The 18,577-nt window shown below is 68.4% G+C and carries 17 protein-coding genes and 1 pseudogene; 6 read left to right on the top strand and 12 right to left on the bottom strand.

What is annotated here, in order from left to right:
• Positions 1-9: 9 nt before the first annotated feature.
• A complete protein-coding gene (dnaQ, locus tag ACM0PK_RS15770) occupies positions 10-519 on the bottom strand; it encodes a DNA polymerase III subunit epsilon (protein ID WP_005420353.1) in 510 nt (169 codons plus the stop codon).
• Positions 520-684: 165 nt separating this feature from the next.
• A pseudogene (locus ACM0PK_RS15765) lies at positions 685-1,540 on the bottom strand (LysR family transcriptional regulator).
• 108 nt (positions 1,541-1,648) lie between these two features.
• Here ACM0PK_RS15765 and ACM0PK_RS15760 point away from each other — a divergent pair.
• From ACM0PK_RS15760 to ACM0PK_RS15740, 5 genes are all read left to right on the top strand, one after another.
• Complete coding sequence (locus ACM0PK_RS15760) at positions 1,649-2,038, top strand: RidA family protein (RefSeq protein ID WP_072167792.1); 390 nt, start codon at positions 1,649-1,651, stop codon at positions 2,036-2,038.
• A gap of 167 nt (positions 2,039-2,205) precedes the next feature.
• Positions 2,206-2,544, top strand: coding sequence for a hypothetical protein (locus tag ACM0PK_RS15755; protein WP_414607076.1), 339 nt, complete (start codon positions 2,206-2,208; stop codon positions 2,542-2,544).
• A 56-nt stretch (positions 2,545-2,600) separates the two neighbouring features.
• Entirely contained in the window at positions 2,601-3,854 is a 1,254-nt protein-coding gene (locus ACM0PK_RS15750; RefSeq protein WP_065185918.1) for a TolC family protein, read from the top strand.
• On the top strand, positions 3,851-5,056 hold the full coding sequence (locus ACM0PK_RS15745) for an efflux RND transporter periplasmic adaptor subunit (protein WP_139728012.1): 1,206 nt from the start codon (positions 3,851-3,853) through the stop codon (positions 5,054-5,056). Before ACM0PK_RS15750 ends, ACM0PK_RS15745 begins: the two co-directional genes overlap by 4 nt.
• A 10-nt stretch (positions 5,057-5,066) precedes the next feature.
• Positions 5,067-8,276: an efflux RND transporter permease subunit gene (locus ACM0PK_RS15740; RefSeq protein ID WP_414607077.1), complete on the top strand. Its 3,210-nt coding sequence runs from the start codon at positions 5,067-5,069 to the stop codon at positions 8,274-8,276.
• 95 nt (positions 8,277-8,371) lie between these two features.
• On the opposite strand, the gene ACM0PK_RS15735 is transcribed toward ACM0PK_RS15740, so the two are convergent.
• From ACM0PK_RS15735 to ACM0PK_RS15700, 8 genes are all read right to left on the bottom strand, one after another.
• Positions 8,372-10,141, bottom strand: coding sequence for a DUF885 domain-containing protein (locus ACM0PK_RS15735; protein ID WP_414607078.1), 1,770 nt, complete (start codon positions 10,139-10,141; stop codon positions 8,372-8,374).
• 252 nt (positions 10,142-10,393) lie between these two features.
• Entirely contained in the window at positions 10,394-10,741 is a 348-nt protein-coding gene (locus tag ACM0PK_RS15730) for a lipid-A-disaccharide synthase N-terminal domain-containing protein (protein WP_414607079.1), read from the bottom strand.
• Positions 10,741-11,463: a glycosyltransferase family 2 protein gene (locus ACM0PK_RS15725; protein WP_005420380.1), complete on the bottom strand. Its 723-nt coding sequence runs from the start codon at positions 11,461-11,463 to the stop codon at positions 10,741-10,743. The genes ACM0PK_RS15730 and ACM0PK_RS15725 overlap by 1 nt, the downstream gene beginning before the upstream one ends.
• Before the next feature lie 90 nt (positions 11,464-11,553).
• Positions 11,554-12,519 (bottom strand): NAD-dependent epimerase/dehydratase family protein, encoded by a 966-nt coding sequence (locus tag ACM0PK_RS15720; RefSeq protein ID WP_414607080.1) that lies wholly within the window; start codon positions 12,517-12,519, stop codon positions 11,554-11,556.
• An 85-nt stretch (positions 12,520-12,604) separates the two neighbouring features.
• Entirely contained in the window at positions 12,605-13,528 is a 924-nt protein-coding gene (locus ACM0PK_RS15715) for a ParB/RepB/Spo0J family partition protein (protein WP_049415931.1), read from the bottom strand.
• On the bottom strand, positions 13,528-14,325 hold the full coding sequence (locus tag ACM0PK_RS15710; RefSeq protein ID WP_072167784.1) for a ParA family protein: 798 nt from the start codon (positions 14,323-14,325) through the stop codon (positions 13,528-13,530). Before ACM0PK_RS15710 ends, ACM0PK_RS15715 begins: the two co-directional genes overlap by 1 nt.
• A gap of 113 nt (positions 14,326-14,438) precedes the next feature.
• On the bottom strand, positions 14,439-15,077 hold the full coding sequence (gene rsmG, locus ACM0PK_RS15705) for a 16S rRNA (guanine(527)-N(7))-methyltransferase RsmG (RefSeq protein ID WP_012481632.1): 639 nt from the start codon (positions 15,075-15,077) through the stop codon (positions 14,439-14,441).
• A gap of 39 nt (positions 15,078-15,116) precedes the next feature.
• Entirely contained in the window at positions 15,117-15,716 is a 600-nt protein-coding gene (locus ACM0PK_RS15700; protein WP_061480448.1) for a 4'-phosphopantetheinyl transferase family protein, read from the bottom strand.
• An 84-nt stretch (positions 15,717-15,800) separates the two neighbouring features.
• Here ACM0PK_RS15700 and ACM0PK_RS15695 point away from each other — a divergent pair, with 84 nt between their 5' ends.
• A complete protein-coding gene (locus tag ACM0PK_RS15695; protein WP_005411656.1) occupies positions 15,801-16,052 on the top strand; it encodes a GlsB/YeaQ/YmgE family stress response membrane protein in 252 nt (83 codons plus the stop codon).
• A gap of 72 nt (positions 16,053-16,124) precedes the next feature.
• On the opposite strand, the gene xth is transcribed toward ACM0PK_RS15695, so the two are convergent.
• Together xth and ACM0PK_RS15685 are read right to left on the bottom strand one after the other, a co-directional pair.
• Positions 16,125-16,892, bottom strand: coding sequence for an exodeoxyribonuclease III (gene xth / locus ACM0PK_RS15690; RefSeq protein WP_005420392.1), 768 nt, complete (start codon positions 16,890-16,892; stop codon positions 16,125-16,127).
• 169 nt (positions 16,893-17,061) lie between these two features.
• Positions 17,062-18,471 carry a coniferyl aldehyde dehydrogenase gene (locus ACM0PK_RS15685; RefSeq protein WP_414607081.1) on the bottom strand — a complete coding sequence of 470 codons (1,410 nt, stop codon included), beginning with the start codon at positions 18,469-18,471 and terminating at the stop codon, positions 17,062-17,064.
• Between the last annotated feature and the right edge of the window lie 106 nt (positions 18,472-18,577).

Genomic DNA, 18,577 nt, shown 5'->3' with positions numbered 1-18,577 from the left:
GGGCAAGCCTCAGCGCAGGTGCGGAATCACCTGGGCCAGCAGATGGGCATCCTTGAGCGCACCGTGCAGGCCCCGGTTGCCGGGGATGCGCAGGCGCTGCAGCACATCGTCCAACTTGTTGCCCTGGCCGGGCCAGCGCCCGCGCGCCAGCTTCAGGCTGCAGGTGATGCGGCAGTGCTGGGCCAGCGTGCCGGGAATGCCGGCCAGGCGCAGCTCGTTGTCCAGGAAACCCACGTCGAAGGTGGCGTTGTGCGCGACCATCTCGCTGCCGCGCAGGAAGTCCAGCAGTTCAGCGGCCTTGCTGGAGAACAGCGGTTTGCCCACCAGCATTGCATCGCTGATGCCATGCACGCGCTGTGCGCCCCAGTCCACCTTGCGCTGCGGCTGCAGGTAGGTGTGGAACTGGCGGCCGCTGAGCTGGCCGTCGATCAGTTCGACGGCGCCGATTTCGATCACGCGGTGCCCCAGGCGGTGGGAGATGCCGGTGGTTTCGGTGTCCAGTGCGACGATGCGATTCATGCGTGGCGATGTTTCCTGTTGCGTGCCGCGATGATTTTCGCATGCCTGCAGCAGGAAGCCCTCCCTGTAGCCGAACCCGTGCTCGGCTCACGCGCGAAGCGCGGGCCTTGAGCGTTGGAGCGAGAAGCAGCCGAGCGTGGGCTCGGCTCTACAGGTGCGTGTGCATCACCCCAACGCTTCCACCACCCAATCGATGAACACCCGCAGCCGCTGGCTCATGTGCCGGTTCGGCGGGAACATCACATGCATCGGCATGGGTGGAAGCTGCCAGTCCTGCAGCAGCGGCAGCAATTCGCCGCGCGCCACGTGCGGCGCGGCCATGTAGCTGGGCAGCGCGACCACGCCCAGCCCCGCCAGCGCCGCCGCCAGATAGGCGTTGCCGTCGTCGAAACCGACCGTGTAGCGGCCCTGCACCTCGATGCGCTCATCGCCACGTTGCGCGCTGAACACGCGTGCGCGACCACTGCGCGGGCTGAGGAAGCCGACCATGTGGTGGTCCGGCCCTTCCAGCGCGCGCGGGTCGGTCGGCACGCCGAAACGCTTCACATAGCGGCCGCGCGACCAGTGCCGGGTCGGCCGGGGTGCCGCCGCGGATCACGCAGTCGACGTTGTCGGCGATGACGTCGACCTCGCGGTCACTGACGCCGATATCCAGCTGGATCTCCGGGTAGCGCGCCTGAAACTCCGGCAGCGCCGGTACCAGCCGCAGCCGCGCGTAAGGCCCCGGCACATCCACCCGCAGGCGGCCGCGCGGCTGGCTGGCTGCGTCACCCAGCCCGCCCTCCACCTCTTCCAGCTCGGCCAGCAGGCGGGCGATGCGCGGGTAGTAGGCCGCACCGTCGGCGGTGACGCTGACCCGGCGCGTGGTGCGGTTGAGCAGGCGCAGCCGCAGGTGTGCCTCCAGCTGCTGCACCAGCTGGGTGGCCGTGGTGCGGCTGATCTGCAGGGTCTGCGCCGCACGGGTGAAGCTGCCAGTCTCCACCACCCGGGCAAACGCCCGCATCGCCTCGAAACGGTCCATGGCTGGCCGTGATTGTTTGGAATTGGCAATCAATCTAGGCCGATCATCGCGGTTTATCCAGACACCGCTGGCGGGGAGGATGGCGTCCTCTCCCACGGGATCTTCCCCATGTCACAGCGTGATGTCGTTTTCCCCGCCGGCCGCCAGGCCCTGTACGAGCGCAACCGCTACTCGCCGGCGATCCGATCCAACGGTTTCCTGTTCGTCTCCGGCCAGGTCGGCAGCCGCGAGGACGGCTCGCCCGAGCCGGACTTCGAAATGCAGGTGCGCCGCGCCTTCGAGAATCTCAATGTGGTGTTGGCTGCCGCAGGCTGCACGTTCGATGACGTGATCGACGTGACCGTGTTCCTGGTCGATCCGGAGAAGAACTTCGAGAAGGCCTGGGCGATCGTGCCCGAGTACTGGGGCCAGGCGCCGCACCCGACCCTGACCGGCATCGGTGTGACCTGGCTGTACGGGTTCCAGTTCGAGATCAAGGTGATCGCGAAGCTGCCGTGACCCGGGTAGTGCCGGCCGCTGGCCGGCAACGCGGTGGGGTCAGAGCCCTTTCCGGAGGAAAGGGATCCGACCCCGCGCCCGGTCCACCTGAACGGGAGATTCCGACGAATTCCCGAGGCGGCCATTGATATTGTATCCGGCGAAAATCGCTTGCTAGCCTCCCTTCCATGCGCCGGATCACCCGCCAACTGCGTACGTACCTGATGATGCTGCTGATGGCGGCGTTCGTGGTCGTGCCGGTGGCCGACGTGCTGGCCTGCGCGGTCGAACCGCACGACACCACTGTGGTGCACGTGGAAAGCAACGCCAACGATGCCGAGGGTGACAGTGACGGCAAGCACACCGGTGCCTGCAGCCACAACCACTGCCACCACTCCAACCTGAGCCTGCCGGCCAGCACCCTCGCCGCCTTCGGTGCGCCGCTGCCGGCGCGCTGGATGAATGCCGGCGACGCGGCGACCTATGCGGTCGCCCAGGATGAATTGACGCGTCCCCCCCGGGCGTGAGTTGAGCGCGTCCCGCGATTGCGGGCTCCCGTTTCACTCACAACCGGAATCCCCCTATGTCGATCCTGACACCTCGGTCGCTGCGTGCGGCCGGGCGGGTCGTCGCCGTGTTGCTGGGCCTGGCCCCGGCGGCATCGGTGATGGCGCAAGCCGCCCCTTCCTACGACACCTTGCTTGAACGCCTGGACCAGCTGCCCGGCACCCGCGTCGGTGCGGCGCTGGCCGAGGCCGCCGACGCGCGCGCCGACCAGGCCCGCGCACTGCCCAACCCTTCCCTGTCCTGGTCGGCCGAGAATGCCTGGGGCACCGGCTCCTATGGCGGCATGGGCAAGGCCGACAGCGTGCTTACCCTGTCCCAGCCATTGGAGGTCTGGGGCCAGCGCGGCGCGCGCGTCCGTGCGGCCCGCGCCGAGGCACAGGCGGCCAACCTGCGTGGCACGCAGAGCCGCAGCGATGTGGCCAGCCAGCTGGCGGTGGTCTACGCACAGGCGGAAAGTGCACTGCGCCGCTACACCCTGGCCGAAGAGGCACTGAGCCTCACCCGCGATGACGCCAACGCCGTCAACGCGATGGTCAAGCAGGGCCGCGAACCGCAACTGCGCGCGGTGCAGGCGCAGAGCGAAGTGGCCAACGCCAACGCCGCGCTGGATGAAGCGCAGGCCTTCCGCGATGCCGCGCTGGCCCGCCTGGCCGGTGCTGCACTGCTGGATGCGCCGGTGCAGTCGATCGGCGACAGCCTGCTCGACCGTGCGCCGCCGCTGCCACGCGGCGCCACCGATACCGCACTGGCGGTGCGCATCGCTGAAGCCGAAGCCGATGCGGCGGGCAAACTGGTCGAGGTGGAACGCAAGCGCGCCCTGCCCGACCTAAGCGTCACCGCCGCGCAGACCCGCTTCCGAGAGGGCGGCGAGCGTGCCTACAACCTCGGGCTCAGCCTCAGCATCCCGCTGTTTGACCGCAACCGCGGTGGCATCCGCGCCGCCAATGCCGACCAGCGCGCGGCCGAAGCGCGCCTGGACCAGCAGCGCCGCGACAGCGAGGCGGCACGCCTCTCCGCCGTGGCCGGTTTGAAGGCCGCCGGCAGCCGAACCCGCGCCGCCGATGAAAGCGTGGTCGCCGCCGAAGAGGCGTATCGCCTGGCCCGCATCGGCTTCGACGCCGGACGCATCTCGCAGCTGGAACTGCGCAGCACGCGCAGCGCTCTTATCGCCGCCCGCGCCGCCGCCGTGGATGCGCGCCTGTCGCGCGTCGGCGCGGAAATCGATCTTGCCCGCCTTGAAGGGCGCGCACCCTTTGTGGAGGCCCCATGACTCTCTCCCGTACTTTTCCGCTGATCGGCGGCATGCTGCTGACTGTGCTGCTGGCCGGCTGCGCTGGCAACGCGCAGACACCTGCCAATGAAGACCCCGCTGCGACCAAGGCCGGCACCGACGACAGCCATGGCCACGCGCCCGGCAGCAAGGAAGCCAAGGCCGAATCCGCGAAGACGCCGGCAGACACCGATGAAGGCGTGGTACCGCTGACCCCTGAGCAGATCAAGGCGTCCGGTATCGAAGTGGTTGCCGTCGGTCACGGCGGTGGCGGTTCCACCCGCCTCGCCGGTCGGGTGGAACCCTCGGTCGGTGCCCGTGCCTCGGTGGCCTCGACCGTGACCGGCCGCGTCGAGCGCGTACTGGTCGCGCCGGGCACGGCGGTGAAACAGAACCAGGCGCTGGCCATCGTGGTCAGTGGCGAGGCAGCGGTGTTCCGCGCCAATGCGCTGGCCGCATCCGCCGAAGCCGAGGCCGCACGCCTGGCCTATGGCCGCGACAAGGCCCTGGTCGACCAGGGCGTGGTCGCCCGCCAGGAGCTGGAAGCCTCGCGTGCGCGTTCGCTGGCGGCACAGGCCCAGGCCGCTGCCGCACAGGCACAGGCCGCCGCCAACGGTGCGCCCGATGCCAGTGGACGCGTGCGCATCACCAGCCCGGTGGCCGGCATCGTCGGCAACGTGCAGGTCACGCCGGGCGGTGTGGTCGCCGCCGGCAGTGCGGTGGCCGACGTCGCCGACCCGTCGATGAACGAGCTGGTGTTCACCGCACCGCCAGCGCTGGCTGCACAGGTCATGCCCGGCATGAAGCTGGAAGTGAGCGTGCCGGGTGGCAGCTTCACCGCTACCGTCACCGGTTCGGCCGCCGATGTACGGCAGCAGGGCGGCGTCGCAGTGATCCGCGCCACGCCGGTGGATGCATCGCTGCCGCCGGCCGGTTCGCCGGTATCGGCCGTGGTGGTCACCGAAGGCCAGGACGGCTCGCTCAGCGTGCCCGCCGATGCGGTGCAGAACGTCGATGGAAGCAGCGCGGTGTTCGTCGCCGTCGAAGGTGGCTTCAAGGCGCAGCCAGTGCTGGCCGGGCGCCGTGCCGGTGACCGCATCGAGATCCTCGGTGGCCTGAGTGGCAACGAGCGCATCGTCGGTGCCAACGCCTTCCTGCTCAAGGCCGAGCTGGCCAAGGGCGAAGCCGAGCACGGCCACTGAGGAGGCGATCATGTTCAAGCTGATCATTGAAACAGCGGTGCGCCACCGCTGGCTGGTGGTGTTCATGGCGGCGCTGATCGCCGCCGTGGGCCTGTTCCAGCTGGGCAAGCTGCCGATCGACGCCGTGCCGGACATCACCAACCGCCAGGTGCAGATCAACACGGTGGCCCCGGCGCTGACCCCGGAGCAGATCGAACGGCAGGTGACCTATCCGCTGGAAACCGCGCTGGCCGGCATTCCCGGCCTGACCACCACGCGTTCGCTGTCGCGCAATGGCTTCTCGCAGGTCACCGCGATCTTCACCGATGCCACCGACATCTACTTCGCCCGCCAACAGGTGGCCGAACGCATGCGCGAGGCATCGGAAGACCTGCCCGATGGTGCGTCGCCGATGCTGTCGCCGGTCACCACCGGCCTCGGCGAGGTGCTGATGTGGACGGTGGACTTCACCGCGTTCGATCCGACCAGGCTGGCCAAGCCCGGTGAAGCCGGCTGGCAGGCCGGCGAGGTCTACCGCACGCCGGAAGGCAACCTGCTGCGCACGCCGGAAGAGCGCGCGACCTACCTGCGCACCGTGCAGGACTGGATCATCGCGCCGCAGATGCGCTCCAGCCCGGGGCTGGCCGGTGTCGATACGGTCGGCGGCTACGTCAAGGAATACGGCGTGCATCCGGACAGCGCCAAACTGGCCGCGCATGGCCTCGGCCTGGCCGACCTGGTTACCGCGCTGCAGCGCTCCAACGTGCAGGCCGGCGCCGGCTTCGTGCAGCGGGCCGGTGAAGGCCTGGTGGTGCGTGCCGATGGCCTGGCGCTGACCACCGAGGATCTTGCACAGGCGCCGGTGGCCACCCGCAATGGCGTGGTGGTGCGCGTGGCCGATGTAGCCACCGTGGAACTGAGCCGCGCGCCGCGCCTGGGTGCAGCCAGCCGCAACGGCCACGAGGCCGTGCTGGGCACCGCGCTGATGATTGCCGGTGGCAACAGCCGCACCGTGGCGCAGGCCGCAGCCGCACGTCTGGAACAGGTGAACACGTCGCTGCCGGCCGACATCGTGGCCGCACCGGTGCTGGACCGCAGTGTGCTGGTCAATTCCACCATCAAGACCGTGGCCCGGAACCTCACCGAGGGCGCGCTGCTGGTGGTGGTGGTGCTGTTCCTGCTGCTGGGCAACCTGCGCGCGGCCACCATCACCGCGCTGGTGATTCCGCTGTCGTTCCTGTTCGCGGTGATCGGCATGAACCGCTTCGGCATCAGCGGCAACCTGATGAGCCTGGGTGCACTGGACTTCGGCATCCTGGTGGACGGTGCGGTGATCGTGGTCGAGTCGACGCTGCTGATGCTGGGCCAGCGCCGCGCCGAACTGGGCCGGGCGCTGACCGCGATGGAACGGCTGCGCGTGGCCGCCGATTCCGCGCTGAAGATGGCGCGCCCGGCGGCGTTCGGCCAGCTGATCATCCTGCTGGTGTTCGCGCCGATCCTCACCCTGGAAGGTGTGGAGGGCAAGACGTTCCACCCGATGGCGGCGACCTTCATGCTGGCCCTGGTCGGTGCCTTCCTGTTCTCCTTCACCTTCGTGCCGGCGATGACGGCGCTGCTGGTGCGCGAGCCGAAGCCGAAGGACGCAGATGCACATGCGGACGACGGCGAGCACGAGACCAGGCTGATACGCGTGCTGCGCGCGCGCATCGAGCCGGTGATCCGCAAGGCCGTGGCGCATCCGCGCACGGTAGTGGCCAGTGCGGTGATGATGGTGGTGGTGGGCATCGGCTCGTTCTCGATGCTGGGCCGCGAGTTCATGCCGACGCTGGACGAAGGCAACGTGGCGATGCAGGCGTTGCGCGTGCCGTCGACGTCGCTGGAGCAGTCACTGGCCATGCAACTGGCGTTGGAAAAGGTGATTGCCAAGCAGCCGGAAGTGGAGACCGTGTTCTCGCGTACCGGTACCGCCGAGGCGGCGATCGATCCGATGCCGACCAACATCTCCGACAGCGTGATCGTGCTGAAGCCACGCAAGGACTGGCCCGATCCGAAGTTGGCCAAGGACGCGCTGGTGGCCCGTTTCGAAAAGCTGGCCGGGCAGCAGCTGGGCAACAGTTTCGAGTTCAGCCAGCCGATCGAGCTGCGCTTCAACGAGCTGATTTCCGGCGTGCGTACCGACCTGGCCGTAATGATCTTTGGCGATGACTTCGGCCAGCTGCAGAAGGTGGCCGACCAGGTGGCGCTGAAGCTGCGTGCGGTGGATGGCGCGGCCGACGTGCGGGTGGAACAGATCTCCGGCCTGCCCACGCTGAACGTGGCGATCGATCATGTGGCGGCGGCGCAGTATGGGCTGACTGCGGCGGATGTGAGTGATGCACTGTCCACCGGCATCGGCGGTACTGCGGCGGGCAAGATCTTCGAAGGCGACCGCCGCTTCAACGTGGTGGTGCGCCTGGACGATGCCGCGCGCAACGATCCGGACCAGCTGGCCTCGCTGCCGATCGCCACGCCGTCGGGGTTGGTGATTCCGCTGTCGTCGGTTGCGCGCATCACGGTCAGCGAAGGGCCGAACCAGATCAGCCGCAACAACGGCAGCCGCCGCGTGGTGGTGCAGGCCAACGTGCGTGGCCGCGACCTGGGCGGCTTCGTCGGCGAAGCGCAGGCCGCGGTAGCCGACGTGGCACTGCCGCCGGGTGCCTACCTGACCTGGGGTGGCCAGTTCGAGAACCTGCAGCGCGCGGAAAAGCGGCTGGCGACGGTGGTACCGGTAGTGTTCCTGCTGATCGGCAGCCTGCTGTTCATGGCCCTGCGCAGCGGCAAGGAAGCCATTCTGGTGTTCAGCTGCGTGCCGTTGGCGTTGGTCGGCGGCATCCTCGCGCTGCTGCTGCGGGGCATGCCGTTCTCGGTATCGGCAGCGGTCGGCTTCATCGCCGTGTCCGGCGTGGCGACCTTGAATGGCCTGGTGCTGATGCAGGCGATCCGCGAACGCCTGGATGCCGGCGACCTGCCGCTGCAGGCGGCGATCAACGGTGCCTCCAGCCGCATCCGCGCGGTGCTGACCACGGCGCTTGTGGCGATCGTCGGCTTCATTCCGATGGCGATCGCCAGCGGTTCCGGCGCGGAAGTGCAGAAACCGCTGGCGACGGTGGTGATCGGTGGCCTGATCACCGCCACCGTGCTGACCCTGCTGGTGCTGCCGACCTTCGCAGCACGGGTGGCCAGGCCGCGGGCGGTAGGCTGAGGTGAGAGGGGGTCGGAGCCCTTTCCACGGGAAAGGGATCCGACCCCGTGACCGGGTCGGATTGCCGGCCAGCGGCCGGCACTACCCGGTAACGGTCAGGCCTTCTTGCGCTCGGCGATGTAGGCCTGGATCTGCTGTTCCAGCACCGGCAGCGGCACCGAGCCCTGCTTCAGCAGGGTGTCGTGGAAGCCCTTGATGTCGAACTTGTCGCCCAGTTCCTTCTCGGCCTGCGCACGCAGGCGCACGATGGCGATCTCGCCCAGCTTGTAGCTCAGCGCCTGGCCCGGCCAGGAAATGTAGCGGTCCACTTCAGTGGTCACTTCATGCTCGCTCAGCGCGGTGTGGTCACGCAGGTAGGCCAACGCCTGCTCGCGGGTCCAGCCCTTGCTGTGCACGCCGGTGTCGATCACCAGGCGCGCGGCGCGCCACATCTCGTAGGTCAGGCGGCCGAAATCCTCGTACGGGGTTTCGTAGATACCCATCTCCACGCCCAGCTTCTCGCAGTACAGTGCCCAGCCTTCGCCATAGGCGGAGATGTAGGCATTGCGGCGGAACTCCGGCAGGTTCTTCTGCTCGGCGGCGATCGCGCCCTGCAGCGAATGGCCCGGATCGGATTCATGCAGGGTGAGCGCCGGCAGGTTGTACAGCGGGCGCGACGGCAGGTTGTAGGTGTTGAGCCAGTAGGTGCCCATGCCACCGCGGCCGGCAGTCCAGAACGGTGCGATGTCCGGCGGCACCGGCACGATGGTGAAGCGCGCGCGCGGCAACGTCATGTACTTGCCCAGCTGGCCATCGGCGCGCTTGGAGATCCACGCGGCGCGCGACAGCAGCTCTTCCGGCGTTTTCGCATAGAACTGCGGATCGGTACGCAGGAAGGTCAGGAACTCGGCGAAGCTGCCCTTGAACTTCACCTGCTTGATGATGGCGTTCATCTCGCCCTGGATGCGTGCGACTTCCTCCAGGCCGATGCGATGGATCTCGTCCGGCGACAGGTCCAGCGTGGTGTACTCGTGGATCTGCTGCCTGTAGTACGCCTTGCCATCGGGCATCGCTTCGGCGGCCAGGGTGGTGCGCGCCTGCGGCACGTACTCGTTGACGAAGAAGGTGCGCAGCTGCTGGAACGCCGGCACTACCTTGCCGCTGATCGCTTCACGCGCCTGCGCCTGCAGCCTGGCCTGTTCGGCGGCCGGGATGGTGTTGGGCAGCTTCTTGAACGGCGCGTACAGCGGCGATTCGGTCGGGTCCTTCAGCTCGGCGACGGTGGCGATGGACACTTCGCGGCCATCCAGCACCGCGCGCGGCACGCTGAAGCCGCGCTTCAGGCCGGCGCGCATGTTCTCGGTCTGCTGGCCGAAGTAACGCGGCACGTCGTTCAGCCGTGCGATGTAGTTCTGGTAGTCCTGCACGGTCTTCATCTCGCGCCGGGCCATGAAGGACAGGTTGGACCAGAACGAGGAATCGGCGTTGAATGGCATTTCGTAGCCGCGCAGGCGCGTCTCTTCGGCCAGGTTGAACACCTGGTCGCGATAGATCGCGTAGTTGACCTGGTTGTCCGGCGACAGGGTCTTCGGGTCGATCTTCTTCAGCGCGGCCAGGGTCTCGTCCCACACCTTCAGGCGTGCCTGCTGCGCGGCCGGGCCGACGTCGGGCATGCGGGTGGCGTTGGCCGGGGCGTCTTCGTCCTCGCTGGCTTCACCACCGCCCTGCTGGCGCCACTTCCATTCCTTCTCGTACAGCGCGCGGAAGGCGGCATCTGCAGGCGATTCGGTGGCCACGCTGGCGGGCGCGGCGGTGGGCGCAGCGGCCAAGGCCACGGTGGGGGCGGACAGGGCGAGCAGCAGGGCAACGGCAAGACGGGTTTTCACGAGCACAGGTTCCCGGGAAGGCAGGCCCCGATGATGGCACCGCCCACGGCCCGTGGCATGGGACGAAGGTCCTGCCTGCAGCGCAGGCAGGACCGGGAACCGGCCGCAGGCCGGGGCCCCAGCGCCGAAGGCGCGTGGTAGAGCCGACTGTTAGTCGGCTGCTCTTCGGCCAGACGTGGCAAAGCCCGCGCTCCGCGCGAAAGTCGACTGACAGTCGACTCTACCCACGGCAGACCGCATCCCGGCGCAGCCTCAGTGGCTGGCCTTGTCGCGCTTCCAGCCGCGGTGCTTGATATCCAGGTGCAGGCTGTACAGGGCGGTGAACGCCGGGAACAGATTCTGCAGCACGCCCACCGAGTCCTGCTTGGCCGAGAACAGGAAGTAGCTCAGGGTCATCAGGCTGCCGATCACGCTCATGTACCAGAACAGGCGCGGGATGACCGGCTTGCCGGCACGCTTGGAGGCAAAGAACTGGACCAGCCAGCGGCCGCCGAACATCAGTGCGCCGGTGTAGCCGATCAGCTTCCAGCCGGTCACATGCAGGCCGGTCCAGTACAGCCAGGTCAGGGGCTGATCCAGCCAGTGCAGCTCCAGATCCATCAGCGCTCCTCCACCGCGGTGCGCTTGCTTCGGGTGATCAGCCAGGCCACGCCACGCAGGTCGCGGATGCCGACCAGCGCACGGCCGAGGTTGTTGTACTTGGACACGCCAGCGGTGCGGTGGCGGTGGTTGACCGGCACGCTGGTGGTCTTCCAGCCGGCACGCTGCATCAGCGCCGGCAGGTAGCGATGCATGTGGTCGAAGTACGGCAGGTCGAGGAACGCGCTGCGTTCGAACAGCTTGATGCCGCAACCGGTGTCGGGCGTGTCGTCGCGCAGCATGCGCGCACGGATGGCGTTGGCCCACTTGCTGGCCCAGCGCTTGCTGCCGCTGTCCTGGCGGTTGACGCGCCAGCCGGCGAACAGCTTCACCTGCGCCTCGGCGGCGTCGCGTGCGGCGAGCAGCTTGGGAATATCGGCCGGATCATTCTGGCCGTCGCCATCCAGGGTCGCGATCCACGGCGCCCGCGCGTGCTTGACGCCGGTGCGCACCGCCGTGCTCTGCCCGCTCTGGTTCACGTGGTGCAGCACCCGCAGTTCCGGCGTGGTCGCCTTCAGTCCCTGCAGCACCGCCAGGGTGTCATCGCGCGAGTGATCGTCGATGTAGACGATCTCGAACGGCAGCCGGCCACGCAGCGCAGCGGTGATTTCGGCGACCAGCGGGGCGACATTGTCGCGCTCGTTGAATACCGGGACGACAACGGAAAGCTCGGGTTGGCTCATAAGGCACTCGGCCAAAGGGGGGACAAAGACCGCGCATTCTCCGAAACCGAGGTTATCCGAAGATGAACCCGGCGGCGTGAGGATCCATTCTCAGGCGCGATCACCAAAATACTCGCGGCACCACTGCACCACAGGCGGCAGGCCTTGTTCGATCGGGGTCACCGCATCGAAGCCGAAAGCGTCATGTGCGCGCCGGGTATCGGCCATCGTGCGCACCATGTCGCCGGGCTGCATGGGCTTGTAGACCTTCTGCGCAGGGCGGCCGGCGGCCTGCTCGATCACGCTGATGAAGCGCTCCAGCTCGACCGGTGTATGGTTGCCGAGGTTGAACACCCGGTGCGGCACCGGACCGTCGGCCGGATGCGCGAGGGCGCCGAGGATACCGGATACGATGTCGGAGACATGTGTGAAATCGCGCTGCATGCGGCCTTCGTTGAACACGTCGATCGGCCGACCGGCCAGCACCGCGCGCGAGAACAGCAGCGGTGCCATGTCCGGCCGGCCCCACGGGCCATACACGGTGAAGAAGCGCAGCCCGGTGGCATGCAGGCCGTACAGCTGCGCGTAGGTGTAGGCCATCAGCTCGTTGGCGGCCTTGGTCGCCGCGTACAGCGAGCGCGGCTGGTCCACGCGCTGGTCTTCGGAGAACGGCGGCGCGGCCGAATCGCCGTAGACCGAACTGCTGGAGGCGTACACCAGGTGCTGCACGCCACGGTGGCGGCACAGCTCGAGCATGTGGACGAAGCCGACCAGGTTGCTGTCGACGTAGGCATGCGGGTTTTCCAGCGAATAGCGCACGCCGGCCTGCGCGGCCAGGTGGATCACCGCGGTCGGCTGCACCTCGTCGAACAGCGCGGCCAGGCCCTGCTGGTCGGTCAGGTCCAGGGTGCGCAGGTCCAGCGCCGGACACAGCGCGGCCACGCGGTCACGCTTGATCTGCGGGTCGTAGTAATCGTTGAAGTTGTCCAGGCCGACCACGGCCCGGCCGGCCTCCAGCAGCGCGCGGGCGGTGTAGGCACCGATGAAGCCGGCAGCGCCGGTGAGCAGGATGGTCATCGCGGGTCTCGATCAAAGCACCCCGCTGCCATCGGCGTGGCCGACGTCGCGGGGATGCGTCGGCCGGCGTGATGTGGCGCCGGGCTCAGCCCTGGCGCGTGCGCAGTTTTTCCAGCACGCCGTCCAGGGTGTCCAGGTCGGTGTAGTGGATGATCAGCTTGCCCTTGCCGCCACGGCCGTGGCTGATCGCCACCTTGGCGCCGAGCGCTTCGGACAGCTCGGTTTCCAGCGAGGCGATGTCGGCCTGCTGCACCTTCGGCGTGGCCACCGGACGGCTGCTCGGCACCTTGCCGGCGGCGAAAGCCTGCGCGCGCCGCTCGACCTCGCGTACCGACCAGCCTTCGTCGGCCGCTTCCTGGGCCAGCTTGCCGGCCAGTTCGGGGGCCAGGGTCAGCAGCGCACGGGCATGCCCCATTTCCAGGCGGCGGGTTTCCAGCAGCAGGCGGATCGCCACCGGCAGTTCCAGCAGGCGCAGCAGGTTGGACACCGCCGCGCGCGAGCGGCCGACGGCCTCGGCGGCCTCGGCATGGGTGAGGGTGAACTCGCTGATCAGGCGCTGCAGCGCTTCGGCTTCTTCCAGCGGGTTGAGGTCTTCGCGCTGGATGTTCTCGATCAGCGCCATCGCGATGACGGTGCGGTCTTCCAGCTCGCGCACCACCACCGGCACTTCGTCCAGCCCGGCCAGCTGCGATGCGCGCCAGCGGCGTTCACCGGCGACGATTTCGTAGTTGCCCGCCGGCAGCTGGCGCACCAGGATCGGCTGGATCACGCCCTGCGACTTGATCGAGTCGGCCAGCTCGGACAGCTTGCCCTCGTCCATCTCGCGGCGCGGCTGGTATTTGCCCGGCTGCAGCTGGCCGACCGGCAACTTGCGCAGCACTTCCCCCGGCAGCGGCTCGATCACCGCCGTGGTGGCCTGCACCTGGCTGACCGCGCCCTTCGGGCCCAGCAGCGCGTCCAGGCCACGGCCGAGGCCTCGCTTCTTGGCTGCCGGCTTGCTGCTGGTCATCAGACGGTCTCCACGGCCTTGGTGGCCTTGTTGCGTTCGTTGTTGCGGCGGATGATCTCGCCGGCCAGGCCCAGGTAGGCCACGCCACCGCGCGAGGCGCGGTCGTAGCCGACGATGCTCTGGCCATGGCTGGGTGCCTCGGCCAGGCGCACGTTGCGCGGCACGATGGTGCGGAACACGCGATCGCCGAAGTGCTCGGTGAGCTCGGCCGACACCGCGTTGGCCAGGTTGTTGCGCACATCGAACATGGTGCGCAGCACGCCTTCGATCTCCAGCGCCGGATTGAGGTCGGCACGCAGCGCTTCGATGGTTTCCACCAGCGCGCTCAGGCCTTCCAGGGCGTAGTACTCGCACTGCATCGGCACGATCACCGAATCGGCGGCGGCCAGCGCGTTGAGCGTCAGCAGCGACAGCGCCGGCGGGCAGTCGATCAGGATGTAGTCGTACTCGTCGCGGATCGGTGCCAGCGCGCGCTTCAGCCGCTGCTCGCGCTCGCTCTGCGCCATCAGCTGGATCTCGGCGGCGGTCAGGTCGATGTTGCCGGGCAACAGGTCGTAGCCTTCGGCGGTCTGCACGCGCACGTCGGCGGCGCTGTTCTCGCCCAGCAGCAGATCGTAGGTGGAGGCGGCCAGCTCACGCTTGTCCACGCCGCTGCCCATGGTCGCGTTGCCCTGCGAATCGAGGTCGACCAGCAGCACACGCTTGGGTGCGTTGGCCAGGGAAGCGGCCAGGTTGACGGCGGTCGTGGTCTTGCCGACGCCACCCTTCTGGTTGGCGATGGCGATGATGCGGGCCATGCGGGTGTGCCTCGTCGACGGATGGTTGGGACCGGTCATTATGCGTACAACCGGCCCCTTGCGGAAATCGTGGATCGCCAACCCGTTGTTCCACAAAGGGCTGGCGGCGGGAATCAGGGACCTGTAACGGTGACCAGGTGGCGTTCGCCGGCCAGGCCGGGCACGCTCAGCGGGGTCACCTCGCGCACCTGCCAGCCCGCCGGCAGTTCCGCGATCTCCTCATGCGGGTAGACGCCCTTCATGGCCAGCAGCACGCCACCGGGGCGCAGCAGATGGCCACCGACGCGGACGATGCCGGCCAGGGTATCCATTGCGCGCGCGGTCAGCTGGTCGTAACGGCCGGCCTCGTCCAGCGCCTCGGCGCGCGATTCGGCCACGCGGGCATTGCCCAGGCCGAGCTGGCGCACGGCCTCGCGCATGAAGCGCGCCTTCTTGCCATTGCTCTCGACCAGGGTCACCTGCAGGCCCGGGCAGGCGATGGCCAGCGGGATGCCGGGCAGCCCGGGCCCGGTGCCGAGGTCGGCCAGGCTGCCATCGGCCACGAACGGCTGCATCGCCAGCGAGTCGAGCAGGTGGCGGGTGACCATCTCCTGCGGGTCGCGGATGGCGGTGAGGTTGTAGGTGCCGTTCCAGCGGTGCAGCAGGGCCAGGTAGCGCAGCAGCGGCGGCGCCAGCGCGGCATCCAGGCCCATGCTGGCCAGGCCCTGTTCCAGCGTGGCAGCCACGCTGGCGGGAAGTGGGTGTTCGCTCATGCCGGCATTATCGCCGGTTTTGCGCGCTGATTCCCCGCCTCAGTGCGGATACCAGGCCAACGCCGCCCGGAACTGACCGGTGGCCTGCCATTCGTGCAGGTGCCAGCGCGCGGCCTCGCCCAGTTCCGGGTCGCACCAGCGCAGGTGCAGGGCGCCATCGGCCCCCGGCGCCAGCTGCAGGCGGTGCAGGCCGAACGAGATACCCTGGCCGTGCGCCTTCAGCATCGCTTCCTTGGCGCACCACACGCGGAAGAACCAGTGTTCGCGGTCGGCCTGGTCCAGGCTTTCCAGCCACGCCACCTCCTCCGGGTGGAAGAAGCGCTGCACGATCTCCAGCAGGCGGGCGCGCGGCCGCAGCAGTTCCAGGTCCACGCCCAGCCGCACGCCTTCGCCCAGCGCCACCAGCAGCACCTCGCCGCTGTGGCTCCAGCCAGTGCCGTAGTGGGCCAATGCGCCGCTCAGTTCCGGCCGGCCCTTGTCATCGCGGACCAGCGGCAGCGTCTCCGGATCGGCCCCGAGGGCCTGCGCCAGCACCTGCCGTGCCTGCGGTTCGCCGCGATGGCCGGGCACGTGCGGGCGCCGCCAGACCGTCACCGGACCAAAGCGCCACGGGCCGTCGAGGGTGGCTGGCAGGCTCATGCGCACGCGCCCGTCACACGATTGCACGACGGGTTCACGGCCGTGCGCGTCAACTGGTCACCGTTCCCCACCGGAGGTTCGATCATGGGCATCATCATCTGGCTGATCGTCGGCGGCATCGTAGGCTGGCTGGCCAGCATCATCATGAAGCGCGATGCCCAGCAGGGCATCATCCTCAACATCGTGGTCGGCATCGTCGGCGCGCTGATTTCCGGCTGGCTGTTCGGCGGCGGCATCAACGAAGCGATCACCATTCGAACCTTCCTGTTCTCGCTGATCGGTGCGGTGATCCTGCTGGCGATCGTCAACCTGTTCACCCGCAAGAGCATACGCTGACGCGGCGGTAACGCCGGCCGCTGGCCGGCGGGCCTTTCAGAACGGGCCCGGCAATCGCCGGGCCTCGTTCATTCAACCGATCTGTACCCACGCCGGCGCATGGTCGCTCGGGCGTTCCCAGGTGCGCGGCTCGCGGTCGATGCCCGAGGCCACCGCACCGCTCTTCAGCGCATCGGAGACCAGGGTCAGGTCGATGCGCAGGCCCAGGTTGCGACGGAAGCCGGCGGCGCGGTAATCCCACCAGCTGAAGGTGCCCGCCTCGTCGTTGTGCAGGCGGAAGCCATCGTGCAGGCCCAGCTGCAGCAGCTTGTTCAATGCGCCGCGCTCGGCGGTGGAGGTCAGGATGTGGTTGTCGTTCCACACCTCCGGGTCGTGCACGTCGCGTGCGTCCGGGGCAATGTTGAAGTCCCCCATCACGATCAGCTTCGGGTGGCGCTGCAGTTCTTCGGCGATCCAGGCATGCACCGCCTCAAGCCAGCGCAGCTTGTACTCGTACTTGTCGGTACCGATGTCCTGGCCGTTGACCACGTACAGGTTGATCACCCGCAGGTCGCCGAAGGTACCGGCGATGACGCGCTTCTGTTCGTCCTCGAAGCCGGGAATGCCGATCTGCACGTCCTGTGCAGGCTCACGCGACAGCAGCGCCACGCCGTTGTAGGTCTTCTGGCCGGCGAACACGCTGCGGTAGCCGGCGGCGATCAGCGCAGAGTCGGGGAACTTGTGGTCCTCCAGCTTGGTTTCCTGGATACCGACGATGTCCGGGCCGAACGCCTTGAGCCACTGCTCCAGGTGCGGCAGGCGGACATTGAGCGAATTGACGTTCCACGAGGCGATTTTCATGCGGGCATTCTACCCGGGTGGCCGGGATGGGGGCGGCCCGGATTCCCGTGTAGAGCCGAGCCCACGCTCGGCTGCATTGACCAGGCACCCAGCCAGGAGCAGCCGAGCGTGGGCTCGGCTCTACAGAAGAATCGGGCCCTGATTCAGTAGTGCCACGCCCTGCCTGGGTTCACCGCAGCAGCAGCTTCAACAAACCCGCAATCTTCGAATACGGCGGGCGCAGCCGGTCGCTGGCCGCCCAGCGCGACTGCCACAGCACCGGCAGCCGCTTGCTCATCGCATCGAACCCGGCCCGGCCGTGGTACGCGCCCATACCGCTGGCCCCCACCCCGCCAAACGGCAGGCCATCGGCGGCGAAGTGCAGCAGCGTGTCATTCACCGTCACCCCGCCCGCCACCACCTGGCCGAGGATGCGCTCCACCGTGGTCGTGTCATGGCTGAAGGGATACAGCGCCAGCGGCCGGTCGCGGGACAGCACGTCGGCCAGCGCGGCATCCAGATCCGGATAGGCCCGCACCGGCAGGATCGGGCCGAAGATCTCCTCGCGCATCAGGTCCAGATCGTCGGGCGGGTCCAGCACCACGGTCGGCACCAGCAGACGCTCGCGGTCGGCGCGCGCCTCGTCGACCTGCGCCAGCGGAATCACCGGCACGCCGCGTTGCCGCGCCTGTGCCAGATAGCCCTGCAAGCGCCGGTACTGGCCTTCATTGATGATGCGGGTGTAATCTTCGGCATCGCTGAAGTCGCCATAGCGTTCGCGCACCTGCTGCTGCAGCGCCTGTACGAACTCGCGCTGGCGGACCGTATCGATCAGCACATAATCCGGCGCGATGCAGGTCTGGCCCGCGTTGAACCACTTGCCGGTGGCCAGCCGCGCGGCGGCTTTGCCCAGCGGAAAATCGCGGCAGACGATGGCCGGCGACTTGCCGCCCAGCTCCAGCGTGACCGGCACCAGATGCTCGGCGGCGGCGGCCATCACCTTGCGGCCCACGGCCGTCGAGCCGGTGAACAGCAGATGGTCCAGCGGCAGCGAGGACACCGCCGCGGCCACATCCGCCCCGCCCTGCACCACCGCCACCCGATCGGGCGGGAACACGCTGGCCAGCAGATCGGCCAGGAACGCGCTGGTGCGCGGCGTGTGTTCCGAAGGCTTCAGCAGTACGTGGTTGCCCGCAGCGATGGCGGTGGCCAGCGGCACCAGCGCCAGCGTGACCGGGTAGTTCCAGGGCGAGATCACCCCGACCACGCCCAGCGGCGTCGGCCGCAGCTGCGCGCGCGCTGGCCACAGCTTCCAGCCCGCCGATGCCCGCTGCGGCTTCGACCAGCGCCGCAGGTGGCGGCGCAGGTGGTCGATGGCCGACAGCACGCTCATGCCATCGGCCAGTTTCGATTCAACGTGGGCGCGATGGCCGAAGTCTTCGGCGATGGCCGTGGCCATTTCGTCCAGGCGTGGCTTCAGCGCCTCGCGCAGGCGGCGCAGGTCGGCCTCGCGCTGGTGCAGCGATGGGCGCTGCGACTGCCAGGCGCTGCGCAGGGAGTGCAGGATGGCGGGAAGGTCGGCTGGGGCGGTGATGGTCATGGGCCGACTATACGGGGTGCTGCGCAACGCCATGGTAGTGCCGGCCGCTGGCCGGCAATAGGTTCATGTCTGCGAAGATTCATGGGGTTGCCGGCCAGCGGCCGGC

This window comes from Stenotrophomonas sp. FR010 (genome assembly GCF_047520755.2).
GTDB classification, from domain to species: domain Bacteria; phylum Pseudomonadota; class Gammaproteobacteria; order Xanthomonadales; family Xanthomonadaceae; genus Stenotrophomonas; species Stenotrophomonas sepilia.
Note: the sequence above shows the minus strand (reverse complement) of the source record. Positions and strands in the feature narration are given on the sequence as shown.

What these genes read in the sequence shown, in the direction of transcription:
- ACM0PK_RS15725 (WP_005420380.1), bottom strand. Translation starts at nt 11,463, where the DNA reads ATGAGCCAACCCGAGCTTTCCGTTGTCGTCCCGGTATTCAACGAGCGC.
- ACM0PK_RS15760 (WP_072167792.1), top strand. Translation starts at nt 1,649, where the DNA reads ATGTCACAGCGTGATGTCGTTTTCCCCGCCGGCCGCCAGGCCCTGTAC.
- ACM0PK_RS15685 (WP_414607081.1), bottom strand. Translation starts at nt 18,471, where the DNA reads ATGACCATCACCGCCCCAGCCGACCTTCCCGCCATCCTGCACTCCCTG.
- xth (WP_005420392.1), bottom strand. Translation starts at nt 16,892, where the DNA reads ATGAAAATCGCCTCGTGGAACGTCAATTCGCTCAATGTCCGCCTGCCG.
- dnaQ (WP_005420353.1), bottom strand. Translation starts at nt 519, where the DNA reads ATGAATCGCATCGTCGCACTGGACACCGAAACCACCGGCATCTCCCAC.
- ACM0PK_RS15750 (WP_065185918.1), top strand. Translation starts at nt 2,601, where the DNA reads ATGTCGATCCTGACACCTCGGTCGCTGCGTGCGGCCGGGCGGGTCGTC.
- ACM0PK_RS15730 (WP_414607079.1), bottom strand. Translation starts at nt 10,741, where the DNA reads ATGGATCTGGAGCTGCACTGGCTGGATCAGCCCCTGACCTGGCTGTAC.
- ACM0PK_RS15715 (WP_049415931.1), bottom strand. Translation starts at nt 13,528, where the DNA reads ATGACCAGCAGCAAGCCGGCAGCCAAGAAGCGAGGCCTCGGCCGTGGC.
- ACM0PK_RS15755 (WP_414607076.1), top strand. Translation starts at nt 2,206, where the DNA reads ATGCGCCGGATCACCCGCCAACTGCGTACGTACCTGATGATGCTGCTG.
- ACM0PK_RS15745 (WP_139728012.1), top strand. Translation starts at nt 3,851, where the DNA reads ATGACTCTCTCCCGTACTTTTCCGCTGATCGGCGGCATGCTGCTGACT.
- ACM0PK_RS15695 (WP_005411656.1), top strand. Translation starts at nt 15,801, where the DNA reads ATGGGCATCATCATCTGGCTGATCGTCGGCGGCATCGTAGGCTGGCTG.
- ACM0PK_RS15700 (WP_061480448.1), bottom strand. Translation starts at nt 15,716, where the DNA reads ATGAGCCTGCCAGCCACCCTCGACGGCCCGTGGCGCTTTGGTCCGGTG.
- ACM0PK_RS15740 (WP_414607077.1), top strand. Translation starts at nt 5,067, where the DNA reads ATGTTCAAGCTGATCATTGAAACAGCGGTGCGCCACCGCTGGCTGGTG.
- rsmG (WP_012481632.1), bottom strand. Translation starts at nt 15,077, where the DNA reads ATGAGCGAACACCCACTTCCCGCCAGCGTGGCTGCCACGCTGGAACAG.
- ACM0PK_RS15710 (WP_072167784.1), bottom strand. Translation starts at nt 14,325, where the DNA reads ATGGCCCGCATCATCGCCATCGCCAACCAGAAGGGTGGCGTCGGCAAG.
- ACM0PK_RS15720 (WP_414607080.1), bottom strand. Translation starts at nt 12,519, where the DNA reads ATGACCATCCTGCTCACCGGCGCTGCCGGCTTCATCGGTGCCTACACC.